Genomic DNA, 12,776 nt, shown 5'->3' on the forward strand with positions numbered 1-12,776 from the left:
CGATCAACCGCCTTGGCAATCGCGACTGAAGTCGCTCCTGCGGTGTGTCACGAATAACAAATTTATCGGGAGAGAGCATCATGACCGTCAATCGCCAGATCATTCTCGCCAAACGTCCCACCGGCATGCCCGGTGACGAAAACCTGAAACTCCAGGAAGGCAGTGTCCCGGAAGTGGGCGAGGGCCAGGTACTGGTCCGTACCATCTATCTGTCCCTGGACCCCTACATGCGCGGCCGCATGAGCGCCGCCAAGTCCTACGCCGCCAGCGTGGAAGAGGGCGCCGTCATGGAAGGCGCCACCGTGGGCCAGGTGGTGGAATCCCGCAGCGGTGATTTCAAGCAGGGTGACTATGTGCTGTGCCCGGGCGGCTGGCAGGAGTATTCCGTCAACAACCCGAAAATGATGCGCAAGCTGGACCCGGCCCAGGCGCCGATCAGCACCGCCGTGGGCGTGCTCGGCATGCCCGGCTTCACCGCCTACGTGGGCCTGGCCGAGATCGGCAAGCCGCAGAAAGGCGAAACCGTGGTGGTGTCCGCCGCCGCCGGCGCGGTGGGCCAGGTGGTCGGCCAGATCGCCAAAATCCAGGGTTGCCGCGTGGTCGGCGTGGCCGGCGCCGAGGACAAGTGCAAGCACGTGGTGGAGGCCTACGGCTTTGACGCCTGCGTCAACTACAAGGACGCGGACTTCCGCGACCAGCTGAAAAAAGCCTGCCCGGACGGCATCGACGTCTATTTCGAAAACGTGGGCGGCGACACCTTCGACGCGGTGATGGAGCTGGTCAACGACTTCGCCCGGATTCCGGTGTGCGGCCGCATCGCCCACTACAACGACACGGAAATGCCCCAGGGCCCGGACCGCCTGCCCGGTTTCATGGGCAAGGTGCTGGTCAAGCGTCTGCTGATCAAAGGCTTTATCCAGTTCGATTACGCCCACCGTGGCCCGGACTTCCAACGGGACATGAGCGCCTGGATCCGCGACGGCAAGGTCAAGTATCAGGAAGACGTGGTGGACGGCCTGGAGAACGCGGTGAGCGCCTTCCAGGGCCTGCTGCAGGGCAAGAACCGGGGCAAGCTGCTGGTGCGCGTCGGCGAAGACCCGACCCTGAACTGACGGCGTCCCGATGTCAGACAATCCGGCCGTGGCGCGTTTGTTCGAGCGCCACGGCCCCCGTTATCGATGGTTCGCCACCGTCACGGTGATGCTCGGCACCCTGTCCGTGGTGCTGGCCTCCACCATTATCAACGTGGCGGTGCCGTCGATCATGACCCAATACGCGCTGGAGCAGGACCAGGTCCACTGGCTCGCCACCGGTTTTCTGGCGGCGATGACCGTGGGCATGCTGCTCAACGCCTGGGCGGTGGCCCGCTTTGGTTCCCGTGGCGCCTTTCTGCTGGCCATGGGCGTGTTCGTGGCCGCCTCCCTGCTGGGCGGTTTCGCCAACGGGTTTCCGGTGCTGGTGCTGGCGCGGGTGGTCCAGGGGGTAATGGCCGGCATGATCCAGCCGCTGGCCATGATCACCATCTTCCAGGTGTTTCCGCTGCACAAGCGCGGCCAGGCCATGGGCATCTATGGCATGGGCGTGATTCTGGGGCCGGCCATCGCGCCGGCGCTGGGCGGCGTGCTGGTGGACGCCTGGTCCTGGCGCGCCACCTTTTTCGTGGTGCTGCCGGCCTGCGCCCTGGCCATGGCCCTGGGACGCGCCTTTCTGCCCAACCACCGGGAAGCGGAAGCGCCGCGCCTGGACTGGGCCGGCCTGGCGCTGCTCAGCCTGGGGCTCACCGCCACCCTGTGGGCCATGGCCTCCGGGCTGCGGCGCGGCTGGCTGGAGCCCTGGCTGTTGAGTGCCCTGGTGGGCGGCCCGCTGCTGCTGATCGCCTTCGTGCTCTGGCAACGCCGTGCCACCCACCCGCTGTTTGATCTGCGGGTGTTCGCCACGCCCGGCTTCGGCGGCGGCTTCCTGCTGTCCATGGCGATCGGCGCCGGGGTGTTCGCCTCCACCTACATGTTCCCGCTCTACTTCCAGCAGGTGTCCGGGTTCAGCGCCTCCGCCTCCGGGCTGATGCTGATGCCCGCCGGGCTGGCCATGGCGTTCATCTTTCCGCTCGTCGGCTACCTCACCGACCGCTGGCCGCTCACCGGTCTGGTGGCCACCGGGCTGCTGTTCTTTATCGCCAGCATGGTGCTGATGCGCGCCGCCGACCCGACCACCGCCGGGGTCTGGCTGGTGACCTGGGCGGTGCTGGCACGGCTGGCCATGGGCCTGATGATGCCGCCGGTGACCACCGGCAGCCTGATGATGTTGCCGCCGGCGCTGATTTCCCAGGGCTCCGGCATCATCAACTTCGGCCGCCAGATCGGCGGTGCCCTGGGCATCAACCTGTGCGCCATCTGCGTACAATTCTTTTCCGACCGGTACTGGCAGGCTTACCCGGAGGCCGGTCACCCCCGCGCCTTCGAGGTGGGCTTCGACGATGCCTATCTGATGCTGTTCATTGTTTTCGTTCTTGGCTTCTGGCCCCTGCGCGCGCTGCGCCGGGGCGAGCGACGTTTGCACGCGGAGAAATCCTGATGACCGATTCCCAACCCCATGCTCTGATCATCGGCGCCGGCGCCATCGGCAGCTTCTACGGCGCCATCCTCAAGCGCGCCGGCTGCACGGTGAGCGCCGTGGTGCGCTCCGAATACGACGCCATCAAGGCCAACGGCTTTCAGTTCGAGAGCCCGCTGGGGGACATTTCCTGGGCGCCGGACCGGCTCTACAAGGACGGCGATGCCCCGGACGCGGTGCCGGACTATGTGATCCTCGCCACCAAGGTGCTGCCCGGCAGTGACCGCGCCGCCCTGGTCAAACCCTGGGTGGGCGAGGGCACCCGCATCGTGCTGATTCAGAACGGCCTGGACATCGAGCGGGAACTGGCCGACGCCTACCCGGACAACCCGATCATCAGCTGTCTGGCGTTCGTGGCGGTGAGCCGCCAGGGGCCGGGCCGCATCAAGCACAACGCCTATGGCCGTCTGGTAATGGGCCGTTTTCCCAAAGGCGCCGACGCGCACTGCGAGGCGCTGCGGGACCTGTTCGTGGCCGGTGGCATCGACATCAAGCTGGCCGACGACGTGGTCCGCGAGCGCTGGCTCAAGTGCGTCTGGAACACGCCCTTCAATCCGCTCTCGGTGCTGGCCAACGGCGCCGACACCCTGACCATGCTGGACGCGCCCGGCGGCGAGAAACTGGTGCGTGAACTGATGGACGAGGTGATGGCCACCGCCGCCGCCGACGGCTACCCGCTGCCGCCGCAACTGCCCGACAGCAATATCGAAGGCACCCGCAAGATGCCCGCCTACAAGAACAGCATGGCGCTGGATTATCTGAACGGCCGGCCCATCGAGCTGGACGCCATTCTCGGCAACGTGGTGGCCATCGCCCAGAAGCACGATGTCGCCGTGCCGCGTCTGGAAACCATGCTGGCGGCGCTGCGCATGCGCGCCTGAGGGAAGGGGAGAATCGCGACTGAAGCTGCTCCTACGAGCTCTCCTGTAGGAGCGACTTCAGTCGCGATCAATAACGCCCGATCAGGTGGCGTAATCGCTGCCAATCCGCTCCAGCTTGCGCAGCAGCGCCGGCCAGGTCAGCTTGCTGGCCATGCCCAGCTGTTTGGACTGCTCGGAGGTGGTGTCGGTGGCCTGTTGCGAGGGCAGGTAGGGCTCGCCCTGGCCCAGGGTGCGCACCTGAATCTCGGCGGCCTTCATCAGGAAGTACATATAGGTGAAGGCCTCGCCCACGTCGCGGCCCACGGTCAGGGTGCCGTGGTTGCGCAGCAGCATCATGTTCTTGTCGCCCAGATCGCGGATCAGCCGTTCCCGTTCGTCCAGGTTCAGCGCCACGCCTTCATAGTCGTGGAAGGCGATGTGGTCCAGGCACAGCATGGCGGTCTGGCTGAGCGGCAGCAGGCCGTCCTTGTGAGCGCTCACCGCCACGCCGTCCGGCGCGTGCAGGTGCAGCACCGCGCCGGCTTCCTCGCGGGCCATGTGCACGGCGCTGTGGATGGTGAAGCCGGCCGGGTTGACCCGGTTGGTGGCGCCCGGATCGACGATCTCGCCGTCCCGGTCCACCTTCACCAGGGAGGAGGCGGTGATCTCGTCGAACAGCATGCCGTAGGGGTTGATCAGAAAATGATGCTCCGGCCCCGGCACGCGGGCGGACAAATGAGTGAACACCAGGTCTTCCCAGTCGTACAGCGCCACCAGGCGGTAGGCGGCGGCCAGGTCCTTGCGCACTTCCCACTCTTCGTGACTCATGGTGCTCTGGCGAGCGGTTGCTTCGGTCATTGCGGCACCTCGTTTGTTGTGAAATAGTGTTTCATTAATATAACAACCGTATTGATTTATGCACCCGTTTCCCGGCGCCGCTGACCTAGTCGTTCACCAGCACCCGCTTGCCGCTGAAGCTGTCCTCGACCATGTGCGTGTGCGCGGCCTGCGCATCGCTGAACGGGAAGCTCTTCAGGGGCAGAGGCTTGAGGCGGCCGTTGGCGAACAGCGGCGCCAGCCGGTCATTGAACACCTCGGCGATGGCGATGCGTTTTTCCAGCGGCTGGCTGCGCATGGTCATGGCCATCATGGTCGGGCGGCGGGCGATCAGCGCGCGCAGGTTGAGCTCGGTGGTGGCACCGGCCAGGGCACTGAGCATCACCAGCTTGCCCTCGATGCGCAGACCCTTGAGCAGGTTTTTCCAGTCCGGACCGACCATGTCGAGCATCACCGCCACGCCGTCGCCGGTGATCTCCAGCAGCCGGTCGGGCAGGTTCTCGTCTTCCACCACCGCTTCCAGCAGACCCATGTCGCGGGCGGTGGCCAGGTTGTCCAGATCACGGCTGGTGCCGATGGGGCGCGCGCCCAGGGTGCTGGCCAGCTGGGTGGCGGCCAGGCCGACGCCGGCGGTGGCCGGGCGGATCAGGCACCATTGGCCGGGCTGCAGGCCGCCTTCCAGAAACAGGCCGCGGTAGGCGGTGAGAAACGCCTCGGGCAGCGTGGCGCCTTCGGCGAAACTGAGTTCGTCGGGCAGGGTCAGCGCTTCGCGTTCATGCACCACCACCTGGCCGGCGTAGGCGCCGCTGGGGATCAGGCCCATCACCCGGTCGCCCACCTTGCGCTTCATCACCCCTTCGCCCACGGCGTCGATCACGCCGGCGTATTCCAGCCCGGGCACGCTGTTGTCGAACCCCGGCGGCGCCGGGTAAAGGCCCTGCACCTGCATGATGTCGGCCCGGTTCACGCCGGCCGCCTCGACTTTCACGCGGACCTGTCCGACGCCGGGCTCCGGCGATTCCCTGTGGTCCAGTTTCAAAGTGTGGTCGTCCTGAATGCGCCACGCCTGCATCGTTTTTCTCCCTGCCAAAAAAATGAGTGGTCGGCGCCTTGTCGCGCCGGCTCGCGGAATAAGAGTGTCCCGTTATGAGTTCAGTGCTTCAACATCCTTTCAATGAACCGCCGGCGCCGGGCGCCCGCCGGGAAGTGGCGCCGGGTGTTCACTGGCTGTACTTTCCGTTGCCGTTCGCGCTCGATCACATCAATTTGTGGCTGATCGAGGACGGCGACGGCTGGACCCTGGTGGACACCGGCTTCGGTTCCCCGGGCACCCGCGACGTCTGGCGCGCGGCCTTCGACGACGCCCTGGAAGGCCGGCCCATCCGGCGCATCCTGGTCACCCACTATCACCCGGACCATGTCGGCCAGGCCGCCTGGCTGGCGGACACCTTCCAGGCGCCGGTGTGGATGACCGGCGGCGAGTGGGCGCTCACCCGCCGGCTGCACGAGGCCAGCGACGACGAAGTGGGCGAGGGCTTCCGCCGCTTTTTCGGTCGCCACGGCCTGCCCGGCGACGCCCTGGAGACCCTGGCCCGGCGCGGCAACAGCTACCGGCGGGTGATGAGCGCGCTGCCGCCGTCGCCCACCCTGATCGCCGGCGGCGACCGGCTGGAGATCGGCGGCGACGCCTGGCAGGTGCACATTGGCCGGGGGCACGCGCCGGAGCATGCCTGCCTGTACCGGGAACGGGACCGGCTGCTGATCAGCGGCGACCAGGTGCTGCCGCGCATCTCCAGCAACCTGACCGTGCGCGCCCACGAACCGGACGATGACCCGGTCACCGATTTCGTGGACTCCCTGCGCGCCCTGCGCGCCGCGCTGCCCGAGGACACCCTGGTGCTGCCCGCCCATGGCCTGCCGTTTCGCGGTCTGCACCCGCGCATCGATGACCTTTGCGCGCACCACGACGAGCAACTGGATGCCGCCCGGGCGGCCTGCGGCGAACGGCCCCTGACCGCCTTCGATCTGCTGCCGGTGCTGTTCAAGCGTGAACTGGACAGCCACCAGCTGATGTTCGCCATGGGCGAAAGCATCGCCCACCTCAACTGCCTGCACGCCACCGGTCGGGTGCGCCGCGAGGAGCGCGACGGGATTCTCTATCACGTGGCCTAGCATACCGGTCGGTATGGGCGAGGCATTGTATAAATTGGCTGGGGGAGGGGGCGCGCGACTGAAGTCGCTCCTACTGGGAGTTTGTAGGAGCGACTTCAGTCGCGATGGAGGTCGGCTACAAGCCCCGCGCTTGCAGCTTGCTATTGCGCGTCGCGCACCATGCCGCGAGCGATCACGATCTGCTGGATCTGGGTGGTGCCTTCGTAGATCCGGAACAGACGCACGTCGCGGTAGAAACGCTCCACCGCGTACTCGGCCATGTAGCCGGCGCCGCCGTGGATCTGCACCGCCCGGTCGGCCACCCGGCCCACCATTTCCGCGCAGAACAGCTTGCAGCAGGAGGCGTCGAGGCTGACGTTCTTGCCGGCGTCCTTGCTGCGTGCCGCTTCCAGCACCATGGACCGGCCGGCGAAGGCTTCGGCGCGGGAGTCGGCCAGCATCGCCTGGATCAGCTGATGCTCGGCCAGGGGCTGACCGAACTGCTTGCGTTCCATGGCGTACTTGAGCGCGTCCTCGATCAGACGCTCCGCGACGCCCACGCACACCGCGGAGATGTGCAGACGACCCCGGTCAAGCACCTTCATGGCGGTCTTGAAGCCCTGGCCTTCCTTGCCGCCGATGATGTTCTCGGCGGGCACCCGGCAGTTGTCGAAGGTAATGTCGCAGACGTGGGCGCCTTTCTGGCCCATCTTCACGTCCGGCTTGCCACGGATCAGACCCGGGGTGTCGCCTTCCACGATAAAGGCGGTGATGCCGCCGGCGCCCTTGTTGTCCGGATCGGTACGCGCCATCACCGTGTACAGGCCCGCTTCCGGACCATTGGTGATGTAGCGCTTGGTGCCGTTCAGCACGTAATGGTCGCCGTCCTTGTCCGCCCGGGTTTTCAGGCTGGCGGCGTCGGAGCCCACATCGGGCTCGGTGAGACAGAAGGAACCGATCACCTCGCCGGTGGCCAGCTTGGGCACGTACTTGCGCTTCTGTTCCTCGGTACCGTCGATCAGAATGCCCTGGGCGCCGATGCCGTTGTTGGTGCCGAACAGGGAACGGAACGCCGGCGAGGTGTGGCCGATCTCGAAGGCCACCAGGGCTTCCTCTTCCATGGTCAGCCCGAGGCCGCCGTACTCTTCCGGAATGGACAGACCGAACAGGCCCATTTCCTTCATTTCATTGGCGATGTCTTCGGGGATGGCATCGTTTTCCGCCACGGTCTGCTCCGCCGGAATCAGGCGGTCGCGCACGAAACGGCCGATGGTGTCGACGAGTTGATTGAGCACTTCCTGGTCGCGAATCATGGGGCTCTTCTGTCTTATTGGTTAATCTGGAGGTCGGTTCATCCGGAGGCATGACCGGTGGGTCGCCGGCGGCTTGCATCGCACTCTGTCACGACCTATTCTTTCCGTCAAGTTTCGGAATAACGTTCCGCTATGCGGACTATCACCCTTTTTTATGGCGGTCGCGCCCCGCGTCCGCCTTCCCCCGATTCGAGGACCTCTCCATGCTCGACGCCTATATTTATGACGGCCTGCGCACGCCGTTCGGTCGCCATGCCGGCGCCCTCGCGCCGGTACGCCCCGACGACCTGCTGGCCGGCGTGATCCGCGCCCTGATCGCGCGCAATCCGTTCGCCCCGGAAGACTTCGAGGATCTGGTCGCCGGCAACACCAACCAAGCCGGCGAGGACGCCCGCAACCTGGCCCGCCACGCGGGCCTGCTCGCCGGGCTGCCGGAATCGGTGGCCGGGCTCACCGTCAACCGGCTGTGTGGCAGCGGCCTGGCCGCCACCCTGGACGCGGCGCGCATGGTCACCGTGGACGAAGGCCAGTTGGTGATCGCCGCCGGCGCCGAGTCCATGAGCCGGGCGCCCTTCGTCATGGCCAAGGCGGAATCGCCCTACAGCCGCAACATGCCCATGTTCGACAGCACCATCGGCGCGCGCTTCCCCAACCCGGCCATCGAGAAGCAGTTCGGCAGCGACACCATGCCGGAAACCGCCCAGAACGTGGCCGCCGAGCTGGGCATCACCCGCGAGCAGGCGGACGCCTACGCGGCCCAGTCCCAGCGCCGCTACGAAGCGGCCCGGGTGGACGGTTTCTTCCAGGGCGAAATCCAGGCGGTGGAAGTGCCCCAGGGCCGCAAGAAGCCGCCGCTGTCGGTGTCCGAGGACGAGCACCCGCGCCCGGGCACGGACCTGGAGAAGCTGGCCAAACTGCCGGCCATCGTGGAAGGTGGCGTGATCACCGCCGGTAACGCCTCCGGCGTCAACGACGGTGCCGGCGCCCTGATCATCGGTTCCCGCGCCGCCGGCGAAAAGGCCGGCATCGCCCCGCGCGCCCGCATCATCGCCGGCGGCGTGGCCGGCGTGCCGCCGCGCATCATGGGCCTGGGCCCGGTGGGCGCCTGCCGCAAGGTGCTGGACCGTGCCGGCCTGACCCTGGCCGACATGGACGTGATCGAAATCAACGAGGCCTTCGCCGCCCAGGTGCTCGGCTGCTGCAAACAGCTCGGCCTGGAAGGCGATGACGAGCGCCTCAACCCCAACGGCGGCGCCATCGCCGTGGGCCATCCCCTGGGCGCCTCCGGCACCCGTCTGGCGCTCACCGCCCTGCGCCAGCTGGAGCGCATCGACGGGCGCTACGCCCTGGTCAGCCTGTGCATCGGCGTGGGGCAGGGCGTCGCCATGCTGATCGAGCGCCAGCGCTAACCGTCGCCGGTGCCGCCGAGGAAGGCCCGGGCCTGCGCGTCCGCTTCCTCGGCGGTGGCCACGATCCGCAGGGGCACCTTGAACAGGCCCGCCAGGGCCGCGCTTTGTGCCCGCATCATTGCTCGTTTGCGGGTGTCCGGCTCCACCGCCACCATGCCCCGGCAACGGCGCGCCAGGGTGTCCCGGTTGCGCTTCATCCACAGGGTGCGGCGTTTACGGTCCTCATGGGCTTCCCGATGCTCACCGCGGAGGGCGGCGACCACCATCACGAACGGATCGGATTGTCGGATCAGCGCTTCCATCTCCGCCTCCCATCGCACCGCGTAGCCCTCCGGCAGCCCCTCGGGCATCAGCCGCACCAGGGGAAAATCGGTCACATCGTGCACCTGAAAGTCATTCGGATTCATGGCCAGCCCCCGGTCCGGTATTGGCGGCGTCCAGCCAGGCCCGCAGGGCCGGATCGCGCACCTCGAGAAGCTCGAACAGACCCAGCGCCTCCAGCGCCGGCAGCAGTTCGCGCAGATGTTGTTCCGCTTGATGGCGCCGCTGGGTTTCCGTGTCCTGATCCAGCCACAGGCGGGCGTTGGCCAGAAAGGCGCCCACGGATCCCTTACGGATAAGGGTACCGTTCCGCTCCAGGCTGTTTTGTTGGTCGGCAAGAATATCGTCGGCTCGCATAGTCGTTTCCTTCAGTCGGGGCCGGGAATCAGGGTGCGATCCAGACTAGCGGCGCGCTTCTGACTGAAATACCGTATAACGGACATTCAATATCGGAATAACGCCAAGATGGCTTTGACCAGGATGCCCGCCGCCGGGGCAAGCGGCACCTTTCCGTCTTTCCAGGGCCCGCTGCTCGCCCGCATTTGGGACAAATCCCTGGCCAGCCGCGAGGCCCGGGCCGCCGGTGTCCATCAGCACCGGGAGGGGCAGCTGTGTGGCGCCACCGAAGGGCTGTTGACCGTGCACACCGGTGACACCCGCTGGGCGGTGCCCGCTCTGCACGCCATCTGGATTCCGCCACGCCGGGAGCACGGCATCGACCCCCACGGTCAGTTCGACGGCTGGGCCATGCTGATCAACGAAACGCTGTGCCAGGGGCTGCCGGCGGAACCCTGTATCCTGCGCGTCTCCGGTCTGCTCATGGAGGCGGTGAAGCGCGTGGCCGGCTGGGATGAACAGACCTGGGCGCCGGAGCGGGATCCGCTGGTGGCGGTGATCGCCGCCGAAATTCGTGCTTTGCCGGACGCGCCCCTGGGGCTGGTCATGCCCCGGGATCCGAGGCTGGCGCGCATCGCCGACGCCCTGCTGCGGGACCCGGCGGACCGGCGTGGCCAGGCGGAATGGGCGAGCCGGGCCGGCCTGTCGCCGCGCACCCTGTCGCGCCGGTTCCCCCGGGAAACCGGGCTCGGTTTTCAGGCCTGGCGCCAACGCGCCCGTCTGCTGCGCGCCCTGGAGCACCTGGCCGCCGGTCTGCCGGTGACCACCGTGGCCCTGGAGTGCGGCTACCAGACCACCAGCGCCTTCATCGAGGCGTTTCGCGCTGTGTTTGGCGTAACGCCAGGTCGCTTCTCTTGCTATTAAATAGCGCGCTATGTAATCATGCTTGCCATGAGCAATGACACCGACACCCCGGATTCCCTGCTGCGCCTCGATCTGCAGCTGTGCTTCGCGCTGTACTCCACCCAGCTGGCGATGACCAAGGTCTACCGCAAGCTGCTGCGCGACCTGAACCTGACCTATCCGCAGTACCTGGTGATGATGGTGCTGTGGGAGCGGGACGGGCAGTCGGTGTCGGCCATCGGCGAGCGGTTGTTCCTGGATTCCGCCACCCTGACGCCCCTGCTGAAACGGCTGGAGAGCGCCGGCCTGCTGCAACGCCGGCGCGCCGCCGAGGACGAGCGGCGGGTGGAGGTGCGGCTCACCGACGCCGGCCGGGCGCTTCGCCAGCGCGCTGAAGCGGTGCCCGAGGCGTTGGCCTGCGCCAGTCAGTGCGAGCCCGAGGAACTGGCGGCGCTCAAAGAGCAATTGGAAACACTGCGCCGGCGGCTGACTGAAACGTCCTGAACGCCCGGTCGCTCCCAGGGGCCTGCCACTCTCCCCGTAGGAGCGACTTCAGTCGCGATCCACCTTCAACGAGAAAGTACACACACTTAAATCGCGCACGATTAAATAGTGCAAAAATCAACAACACGGAGAAACACCATGACCATCGAAAAAACCCTGTATCAGGCGGAAGCTCGTGTCACCGGCGGCCGCGACGGCCGGGTCACCAGCAGCGACAAGCAACTGGATCTGCAACTGGCCATGCCCAAGGCCCTGGGCGGCCCGGGTGGTGACGGCACCAATCCCGAGCAGCTGTTCGCCGCCGGCTATTCCGCCTGCTTTCTCAGCGCCCTGAAACTGGTGGCCGGCCAGGCCAAGGTGAAGCTCTCCGAGGAGACCCACATCAATGCCAAGGTCGCCATCGGCCCGGACGGGCAGGGCTTCGGTCTGGCGGTGACCCTGGCGGTGACGCTGCCCGGCCTGGACGAGGACGACGCCCAGGCGCTGGTGGACAAGGCCCATGAGGTGTGCCCGTACTCCAACGCCACCCGTGGCAACATCCCGGTGGAACTGGAAGTCTACGTCTGACCGGCTCGCCCGCGGCCCCGTCTCCCGGCGGGGCCGGCCCCCGGGCACTGGTCCCGGCCTGCTGCGATGCTAGAATCGGCCCCAATCCGTTCAAACCGCCCAAGCCAACTGCGAGGTCGCCGTGTCCCAGATCACCCGTGCGCTGGACTATCTCAAGCAAGCCCTGACCCTGGCCCGCAGTCCCGGGCTGCGCGGTTATGTGATTGTGCCGATGATCTTCAACGTGCTGGTGTTCGGCGGCCTTTACTACCTGTCCGGCCAATGGATCGCCGGCTGGATCAGCGCCGCCACGGCGGGCTGGTCGTTCGATGGCGGGCTCAGTTTTCTGAACGGGGCGGTGGATTTCCTGGTCGGCGCCGCCGTGGTGCTGGTGTGGATTCTGCTGCTGGGGCTGATGGCCAGCGTCTTTACCCTGGGCGTGCAGCTGATCGCCGCGCCCTTCATGGGCTTTCTGGCGGAAAAGGTGGACGTGCGCATCAGCGGCCGGCCGCTGCCGGAGGAGTCCATCGCCGCCATGACCGTGCGCGTGTTCAAACGGGAACTGCGCAAGACCTGGTACTGGCTGTGGCGGGCCTTGCTGATCCTGCTGGTGGTGCTGGTGATCTACTTTATTCCGGTGGTCAACGTGCTGGCCTCGGCGGTGTGGTTCCTTTGGTCCGGTTGGTTGCTGGGCATGCAGTACATCGACTATGCCGCCGACAACCGGCAGGTGCCGTTCACGGTGATGCTGGAACGGTTGAAGACCAAACGCTGGCTGGTGCTGACCTTCGGCTCGGTGATCCTGGGGCTGACCATGCTGCCGCTGGTCAATCTGGTGATCATGCCGGTGGCGGTGATCGCGGGCACCCTGGTGTGGGTGCACGAACTGGCGGAGGAACCGGTGCCTCGACAGGGCTAAGCATCGAAAGCGTTCGCCATCCGGGATTTTTTTGCTTTTCTCTACAACTATTTTTCTAATGCCAACG

Annotated in this window: 14 protein-coding genes; 9 read left to right on the plus strand and 5 right to left on the minus strand. The window is 66.6% G+C overall.

Translation table 11 applies throughout. The features are described from left to right. Positions 1–80: 80 nt before the first annotated feature. Genes IM760_RS14295 through IM760_RS14305 form a run of 3 tightly spaced genes read left to right on the plus strand, consistent with a single transcriptional unit; the run spans position 81 to position 3,491 of the window. Complete coding sequence (locus tag IM760_RS14295) at positions 81–1,112, plus strand: NADP-dependent oxidoreductase (RefSeq protein ID WP_204430550.1); 1,032 nt, start codon at positions 81–83, stop codon at positions 1,110–1,112. Between the two features lie 10 nt (positions 1,113–1,122). Then, positions 1,123–2,571: an MDR family MFS transporter gene (locus tag IM760_RS14300; RefSeq protein ID WP_204430552.1), complete on the plus strand. Its 1,449-nt coding sequence runs from the start codon at positions 1,123–1,125 to the stop codon at positions 2,569–2,571. Continuing rightward, entirely contained in the window at positions 2,571–3,491 is a 921-nt protein-coding gene (locus IM760_RS14305) for a ketopantoate reductase family protein (protein ID WP_204430554.1), read from the plus strand. Before IM760_RS14300 ends, IM760_RS14305 begins: the two co-directional genes overlap by 1 nt. 81 nt (positions 3,492–3,572) lie before the next feature. Here IM760_RS14305 and IM760_RS14310 read toward each other — a convergent pair whose 3' ends face one another. Both IM760_RS14310 and IM760_RS14315 read right to left on the minus strand, forming a co-directional pair. Beyond that, a complete protein-coding gene (locus IM760_RS14310; RefSeq protein WP_204430556.1) occupies positions 3,573–4,328 on the minus strand; it encodes a class II aldolase/adducin family protein in 756 nt (251 codons plus the stop codon). A gap of 85 nt (positions 4,329–4,413) precedes the next feature. Continuing rightward, complete coding sequence (locus IM760_RS14315) at positions 4,414–5,379, minus strand: NAD(P)H-quinone oxidoreductase (RefSeq protein WP_204430558.1); 966 nt, start codon at positions 5,377–5,379, stop codon at positions 4,414–4,416. A gap of 74 nt (positions 5,380–5,453) precedes the next feature. Here IM760_RS14315 and IM760_RS14320 point away from each other — a divergent pair, with 74 nt between their 5' ends. Further along, positions 5,454–6,479, plus strand: a complete 1,026-nt coding sequence (locus IM760_RS14320) for an MBL fold metallo-hydrolase (protein ID WP_204430559.1) — start codon at positions 5,454–5,456, stop codon at positions 6,477–6,479. Positions 6,480–6,619: 140 nt separating this feature from the next. Here IM760_RS14320 and IM760_RS14325 read toward each other — a convergent pair whose 3' ends face one another. Next, complete coding sequence (locus IM760_RS14325) at positions 6,620–7,771, minus strand: acyl-CoA dehydrogenase family protein (RefSeq protein WP_204430561.1); 1,152 nt, start codon at positions 7,769–7,771, stop codon at positions 6,620–6,622. A gap of 203 nt (positions 7,772–7,974) precedes the next feature. Here IM760_RS14325 and IM760_RS14330 point away from each other — a divergent pair, with 203 nt between their 5' ends. Continuing rightward, on the plus strand, positions 7,975–9,180 hold the full coding sequence (locus IM760_RS14330; protein ID WP_204430563.1) for a 3-oxoadipyl-CoA thiolase: 1,206 nt from the start codon (positions 7,975–7,977) through the stop codon (positions 9,178–9,180). Here the strand turns inward: IM760_RS14330 and IM760_RS14335 are convergent. Next, positions 9,177–9,587, minus strand: coding sequence for a GntR family transcriptional regulator (locus IM760_RS14335; protein ID WP_204430565.1), 411 nt, complete (start codon positions 9,585–9,587; stop codon positions 9,177–9,179). The genes IM760_RS14330 and IM760_RS14335 overlap by 4 nt on opposite strands. Continuing rightward, positions 9,574–9,858 (minus strand): hypothetical protein, encoded by a 285-nt coding sequence (locus IM760_RS14340; RefSeq protein ID WP_204430567.1) that lies wholly within the window; start codon positions 9,856–9,858, stop codon positions 9,574–9,576. Before IM760_RS14340 ends, IM760_RS14335 begins: the two co-directional genes overlap by 14 nt. A 108-nt stretch (positions 9,859–9,966) precedes the next feature. Between IM760_RS14340 and IM760_RS14345 the strand changes: the two genes are divergently transcribed. The 4 genes from IM760_RS14345 to cysZ all read left to right on the plus strand — a co-directional run bounded on the left by IM760_RS14345 (position 9,967) and on the right by cysZ (position 12,709). Beyond that, entirely contained in the window at positions 9,967–10,761 is a 795-nt protein-coding gene (locus IM760_RS14345; RefSeq protein ID WP_239549858.1) for an AraC family transcriptional regulator, read from the plus strand. A 27-nt stretch (positions 10,762–10,788) separates the two neighbouring features. Further along, positions 10,789–11,244 carry a MarR family winged helix-turn-helix transcriptional regulator gene (locus IM760_RS14350; RefSeq protein ID WP_204430569.1) on the plus strand — a complete coding sequence of 152 codons (456 nt, stop codon included), beginning with the start codon at positions 10,789–10,791 and terminating at the stop codon, positions 11,242–11,244. Positions 11,245–11,382: 138 nt separating this feature from the next. Continuing rightward, entirely contained in the window at positions 11,383–11,811 is a 429-nt protein-coding gene (locus IM760_RS14355; RefSeq protein WP_204430571.1) for an organic hydroperoxide resistance protein, read from the plus strand. Positions 11,812–11,932: 121 nt separating this feature from the next. Continuing rightward, the gene (gene cysZ / locus IM760_RS14360) at positions 11,933–12,709 is read left to right on the plus strand and encodes a sulfate transporter CysZ (RefSeq protein WP_204430573.1); all 777 of its coding nucleotides are present in this window, start codon (positions 11,933–11,935) and stop codon (positions 12,707–12,709) included. Positions 12,710–12,776: the final 67 nt, after the last annotated feature.

This window comes from Alloalcanivorax marinus, assembly GCF_016906305.1.
In the GTDB taxonomy this organism is placed as follows: Bacteria; Pseudomonadota; Gammaproteobacteria; order Pseudomonadales; family Alcanivoracaceae; genus Alloalcanivorax; species Alloalcanivorax marinus.